Here is a 5,986-nt window from a genome sequence, read left to right as displayed (position 1 = left end):
CCGCCGCCGCTGCTCAATCGCGCCGAAGGCGCGAAACGGCGCCGCGGCCGAACCCACCACCCATCGCCCAACCCCGCTGCCTCATGCGGCCGGCAAGCGGCCATGGACGCGACCCGGGGGAACGTGCGAGCCGCTCCAAGGGCGCAACCGACCCATCCGTCACCCTCGCTTGCCGTACGGTGAGCGAGGCACTTCAGGGGGGCGGAAGGCGAATGACCACGCAGCCGGTTCACGACGGTGGGGCGTTGATCCCCAGACCCGAGAAGACCTTCCCCGCGCTGCGTGCCGCGCTGGCGCAGGTCGCACCCTCGCGCTTGGCGGAGATGACGTCGGAGCGGGACACGGTCTTCACGATGGCCACCCAGTCAAACAGCTTCGGGCCGATCGCCATGTTCCAGCTGAAGTGGGCCACGGTGATCGAGATCGAACGGTTTCCCGACGTGGCGCGGCGCCTCCACGCCGCCGAGCACGCCGCTCAGACGCTCGAGAAAGAGGATCCGAAGTGGCAGGCGGCCATGGATGAGATCCGGGACATCATGCAGACCGCACGCGCGAAGGTCGCTCATGGGTGATTAGCACTGACGCATGGACATGGGGCCTCGGGTAAAAAGCGACCAGTGGTCCCCGTAAGCCAGGGCGCGCAGCCGCTCCCAGCTGGACGCCCGTGCCTCGGGCTGCAAGCCTTCGCCTTCCATGTGGGCGCCCTCGAGTGTGAACGGTGTGGGCGCCCTCGTGTGTGAACGGTTGGCTGCGGTGTGTGCGGTGAGTCGGCATGGGGTCGTGCTGCCGCAAGGGTGACCTTGCGCGGTCACGGTTGTGCGGACAGTGCGCGCGTGCGGTATGAGGGGCGCCCGGCCCCCTGGCCGCGCTCGGCGCGGGCTGTCGGTGGGTGGCCGTACTCTGGAAGACCCCCGGCCCGTGAGACGTGTCGGGTCGTTCGCGTTCTCCGCCTCCGGGATGGAATACCCCTTTATGAGCCTCACCGGTCTGCTCGACGCCGTCGTACGGGACCCCGCGCTCGCCGAGGCGGTGCGCGGTGCCGCCGACGGCACTCGCCCCCACGTCGATCTGGTCGGCCCGCCCGCCGCCCGGCCGTTCGCCATCGCCGCGCTGGCGCGCTCCGCGGGCCGCTGCGTGCTCGCGGTGACCGCCACCGGCCGGGAGGCCGAGGACCTGGCGGCCGCGCTGCGGTCGCTGCTGCCGCCGGACGGTGTGGTGGAGTACCCGTCGTGGGAGACGCTGCCGCATGAGCGGCTCTCCCCTCGTTCGGACACCGTCGGACGGCGGTTGGCGGTGCTGCGGCGGCTGGCCCATCCCAGCGCGGACGACCCGGCGGCCGGGCCCGTCTCGGTCGTCGTCGCGCCCGTGCGTTCCGTGCTCCAGCCGCAGGTCAAGGGGCTCGGGGACCTGGAGCCGGTGAGCCTGCGGGCCGGGCAGACCGCCGATCTGGAGGAGGTCGTGGACGGGCTCGCGGCCGCCGCGTACGCCCGGGTCGAGCTGGTCGAGAAGCGCGGCGAGTTCGCCGTGCGCGGCGGCATCCTGGACGTCTTCCCGCCCACCGAGGAGCATCCGCTCCGGATCGAGTTCTGGGGCGACGACGTCGAGGAGATCCGCTACTTCAAGGTCGCCGACCAGCGCTCCCTGGAGGTCGCCGAGCACGGGCTGTGGGCCCCGCCCTGCCGGGAGCTGCTGCTGACCGACCAGGTGCGGGAGCGGGCCGCGGCCCTGGCCGAGGCCCACCCGGAGCTGGGCGAGCTGCTCGGCAAGATCGCCGAGGGGATCGCGGTCGAGGGCATGGAGTCCCTGGCCCCGGTCCTGGTGGACGACATGGAGCTGCTGCTGGACGTCCTGCCGGCGGGCAGCATGACGGTCGTGGCCGACCCGGAGCGGGTGCGTACCCGGGCGGCCGATCTGGTGGCCACCAGCCAGGAGTTCCTCCACGCGTCGTGGGCGGCCACGGCCGGGGGAGGGGAAGCCCCGATCGACGTCGGCGCGGCCTCGCTGTGGAGCATCGCGGACGTCCGCGACCACGCCCGTGAGCTGGGCATGATGTGGTGGTCGGTGAGCCCCTTCGCGGCCGACGAGGGGTTCACGCAGACCGACGAGGAGTTCACGCGGACACATGCCGCTGACGCGGCGGGCGACACCGTCAAGCTGGGCATGCACGCCACCGAGAGCTACCGCGGCGACACCGCGCGGGCGCTGGCCGACACCAAGGGCTGGCTCGCCGACGGCTGGCGCACGGTCTATGTGACCGAGGGCCACGGCCCCGCCTCCCGCACCGTCGAGGTGCTCGGCGGTGAGGGGATCGCGGCCCGGCTGGACGGCGACCTCACCGAGATCAAGCCGTCCGTGGTGCATGTGGCCTGCGGTTCGATCGACTACGGCTTCGTCGACCCGGGGCTGAAGCTGGCCGTGCTGACCGAGACGGACCTGTCCGGGCAGAAGGCGGCGGGCAGGGACGGGGCGCGGATGCCCGCGCGCCGCCGCAAGACCATCGACCCGCTCACCCTCGAGGCGGGCGACTTCATCGTCCACGAGCAGCACGGCGTGGGCCGCTACATCGAGATGGTGCAGCGCACCGTCCAGGGCGCCACCCGCGAGTATCTGGTGGTCGAGTACGCCCCGGCCAAGCGCGGCCAGCCCGGCGACCGGCTCTTCGTCCCCACCGACCAGCTGGAGCAGGTCACCAAGTACGTGGGCGGGGAGTCGCCGACCCTGCACCGGCTCGGCGGGGCCGACTGGACCAAGACCAAGGCGCGGGCCAAGAAGGCGGTCAAGGAGATCGCCGCCGACCTGATCAAGCTCTACTCGGCCCGGATGGCGGCGCCCGGCCACGCCTTCGGCGCGGACACCCCCTGGCAGCGCGAGCTGGAGGACGCCTTCCCGTACGCGGAGACCCCCGACCAGCTCACCACCATCGCCGAGGTCAAGGAGGACATGGAGAAGTCGGTTCCGATGGACCGGCTGATCTGCGGCGACGTCGGCTACGGCAAGACCGAGATCGCGGTCCGCGCCGCCTTCAAGGCGGTCCAGGACGGCAAGCAGGTCGCGGTGCTGGTGCCCACGACCCTGCTGGTGCAGCAGCACTTCGGCACCTTCAGCGAGCGGTACGGCCAGTTCCCCGTCAACGTCCGGGCGCTCTCCCGCTTCCAGACCGACACCCAGGCCAAGGCGGTGCTGGAGGGGCTGCGGGACGGCTCGGTCGACGTCGTCATCGGCACCCACCGGCTCTTCTCCTCCGAAACCAGGTTCAAGGACCTGGGTCTGGTCATCGTCGACGAGGAGCAGCGCTTCGGCGTCGAGCACAAGGAGCAGCTGAAGAAGCTGCGCGCCAACGTGGACGTGCTGACGATGTCCGCCACGCCCATCCCGCGCACCCTGGAGATGGCGGTCACCGGCATCCGCGAGATGTCCACGATCACCACCCCGCCGGAGGAGCGCCACCCGGTGCTGACCTTCGTCGGCCCGTACGAGCAGAAGCAGATCGGCGCGGCGATCCGGCGGGAGCTGCTCCGCGAGGGCCAGGTCTTCTACATCCACAACCGGGTGGAGTCCATCGACCGGGCCGCCGCCCGGCTGCGCGAGATCGTCCCCGAGGCGCGGATCGCCACCGCCCACGGCCAGATGTCGGAGAGCACGCTGGAACAGGTGGTCGTCGACTTCTGGGAGAAGAAGTTCGACGTCCTGGTCTCCACCACCATCGTCGAGTCCGGTATCGACATCTCCAACGCCAACACCCTGATCGTCGAGCGCGGCGACAACTTCGGCCTCTCCCAGCTGCACCAGCTGCGCGGCCGGGTCGGCCGTGGCCGCGAGCGCGGTTACGCGTACTTCCTCTACCCGCCGGAGAAGCCGCTCACGGAGACCGCCCACGAGCGGCTGGCCACGATCGCCCAGCACACCGAGATGGGCGCGGGCATGTACGTGGCGATGAAGGACCTGGAGATCCGCGGCGCGGGCAATCTGCTCGGCGGCGAGCAGTCCGGCCATATCGCGGGCGTCGGCTTCGACCTGTACGTCCGGATGGTCGGCGAGGCCGTCGCCGACTACCAGGCCTCGATCGAGGCGGGCGAGGGCGAGCCCGCGGAGGCGCCGCTGGAGGTCAAGATCGAGCTTCCGGTCGACGCACACGTCCCGCACGACTACGCCCCCGGCGAGCGCCTGCGCCTCCAGGCGTACCGCGCCATCGCCTCCGCCGCCAGCGAGGACGACATCCGCGCCGTCCGCGAGGAGCTCACCGACCGCTACGGCAAGCTGCCCGAACCGGTGGAGAACCTCCTCCTGGTCGCCGGTCTGCGCCTGCTGGCCCGCGCCTGCGGCGTCAGCGACATCACCCTCCAGGGCTCCAACATCCGCTTCTCCCCGGTGGAGCTCCGCGAGTCCCAGGAGCTGCGCCTCAAGCGCCTTTACCAGCGCTCGGTGATCAAGCCGGCCACCAAGCAGGTCCTGGTGCCCCGCCCGGCGACCGCCAGGATCGGCGGGAAGCCGCTGGTGGGGCGGGAACTGCTGGCGTGGACCGGGGAGTTCCTGACGACGATCCTGGGGTCGTGACCGGGCGGTTTTCCGGAATCGGCTTGCCTGCGGAGTCATCGTGCATGGAAAATGCATGCATGGTGGCTCTGCAGATTCGGGATGTGCCGGACGAGGTGCGCGACATACTGGCCGAGCGGGCCAGACAGCTGGGCCAGTCCCTCCAGGGGTATCTGCTGGAGCTGGTCAAGAGTGAGGCCGAGCGGGCCGGCAACGTCGCTCTGTTGCAGCGGTTCGAGGGCCGGTCGGACGGTGCCGAGAGCTCCATGAGCGAGACCGTGCGGGAACTCGATGCCGGACGCGCGGCGCGCGACGCCGGACTCGGACACTCTCCGGGAGCGTCAGGAGCGACCGCGTGATCATTGTGGACGCGAGCGTCCTCACCGAAGCACTCACCGGGGACGCCGCGGCCGGAAAGGCGGCCCGCACGCGCCTCGCTCAGGATCCGCATTGGGCGGCGCCCGGCCATCTCATCGTCGAAACCTTCCACGCGGTACGCGGTCGGCTCCTCGGAGGGAAGATCACCCGAGCCCGCGCCGAGGACGCCGTGGCCGCCCTGACCGGAGCGTCGATCGAGGCGATCGGCATCCAGCCGCTCCTGATGCGCATGTGGGAGCTGCGGGGCCAGGTCTCGGGCTACGACGCGGCGTACCTCGCGGCGGCGGAGGTGTACCAGGCTCCGCTGATCACCGGCGACGCCAGGCTGAGCCGTTGCACCATGGCGCGTTGCGCGATCGAAGTCATTGCCTGACGGGACTTCCGGGCCAGGGAAACAGGGGCCAGGCCGCGCGACACCCCCGTCGTCGCGCGGGCCGACCCCGGCTCATGGGGCCCGGCGGAGCCGGGCCGAGCGTGCGTGGTGCCGTGCGGGCGGGGCCAGACGCGCACAACACGGCCCGCGGCGGGAGGCAGGGCTCGGCGCGGCCCGTCGTGGCTTGTCAGACCATAGGCGGGCGCGGCACCGGCGGCGAGGAACGATGTGCACAGTGAGGGCGCCGAGCGGTTCCGCTTCGAACGGTGAGCGCTCCGGTGAAGGGTGCGTACGAAGGCGCACGGAGGGCGCACGGTGAGCGCGCCGACGCCGTCTCAGAGCGAGCCCAGCGCCCGCATCGCCAGCCACAGCTCGTACTTCGCGCTCGGCGCGGTCAGCAGGGACCGCCCCAGCGCGTCCTCCGCCCGGGTCAGCCGCTTGCGCGCACCCGGCAGCGAGATCCCGAGGGCGGCCGCCGCGGCGGGGAGGCGGGCGTCGGCGCGCAGCCAGGTGCGTACGGTCTCCAGGCCGGTCGCCGGACCGGCCTGCTCCAGGGGGCGCAACTGGGCCCGGGCCCAGGTCCCGGCGGCCGGTGTGCCCAGTACCGCGTCCAGCGTGGCGGCGGGTTCCGGCGGGGCCTGGGCGAGGGCCGCCGCGGCCTGGGGCGCGGTGTACAGCCGCAGCGCCAGCCAGGCGGCCGAC

The 5,986-nt window shown here is 71.9% G+C and carries 5 protein-coding genes; 4 read left to right on the top strand and 1 reads right to left on the bottom strand.

Annotation, left to right across the window (positions count from 1 at the left end):
- Positions 1–212 precede the first annotated feature (212 nt).
- From AXW62_RS23335 to AXW62_RS23320, 4 genes are all read left to right on the top strand, one after another.
- Positions 213–572, top strand: coding sequence for a hypothetical protein (locus AXW62_RS23335; RefSeq protein ID WP_060946227.1), 360 nt, complete (start codon positions 213–215; stop codon positions 570–572).
- A gap of 400 nt (positions 573–972) precedes the next feature.
- Positions 973–4,554, top strand: a complete 3,582-nt coding sequence (mfd, locus tag AXW62_RS23330; protein WP_060946226.1) for a transcription-repair coupling factor — start codon at positions 973–975, stop codon at positions 4,552–4,554.
- Positions 4,555–4,613: 59 nt separating this feature from the next.
- Positions 4,614–4,892, top strand: a complete 279-nt coding sequence (locus tag AXW62_RS23325) for a hypothetical protein (protein WP_060946225.1) — start codon at positions 4,614–4,616, stop codon at positions 4,890–4,892.
- Complete coding sequence (locus AXW62_RS23320; protein WP_060946224.1) at positions 4,889–5,284, top strand: type II toxin-antitoxin system VapC family toxin; 396 nt, start codon at positions 4,889–4,891, stop codon at positions 5,282–5,284. The genes AXW62_RS23325 and AXW62_RS23320 overlap by 4 nt, the downstream gene beginning before the upstream one ends.
- A 335-nt stretch (positions 5,285–5,619) precedes the next feature.
- Here AXW62_RS23320 and AXW62_RS23315 read toward each other — a convergent pair.
- The coding region (locus tag AXW62_RS23315; protein WP_174556418.1) for a helix-turn-helix domain-containing protein at positions 5,620–5,986 on the bottom strand (367 nt) is incomplete at its 5' end.

Origin of the sequence: Streptomyces hygroscopicus subsp. hygroscopicus (genome assembly GCF_001553455.1) — a bacterium.
GTDB classification, from domain to species: domain Bacteria; phylum Actinomycetota; class Actinomycetes; order Streptomycetales; family Streptomycetaceae; genus Streptomyces; species Streptomyces hygroscopicus.
Note: the sequence above shows the minus strand (reverse complement) of the source record. Positions and strands in the feature narration are given on the sequence as shown.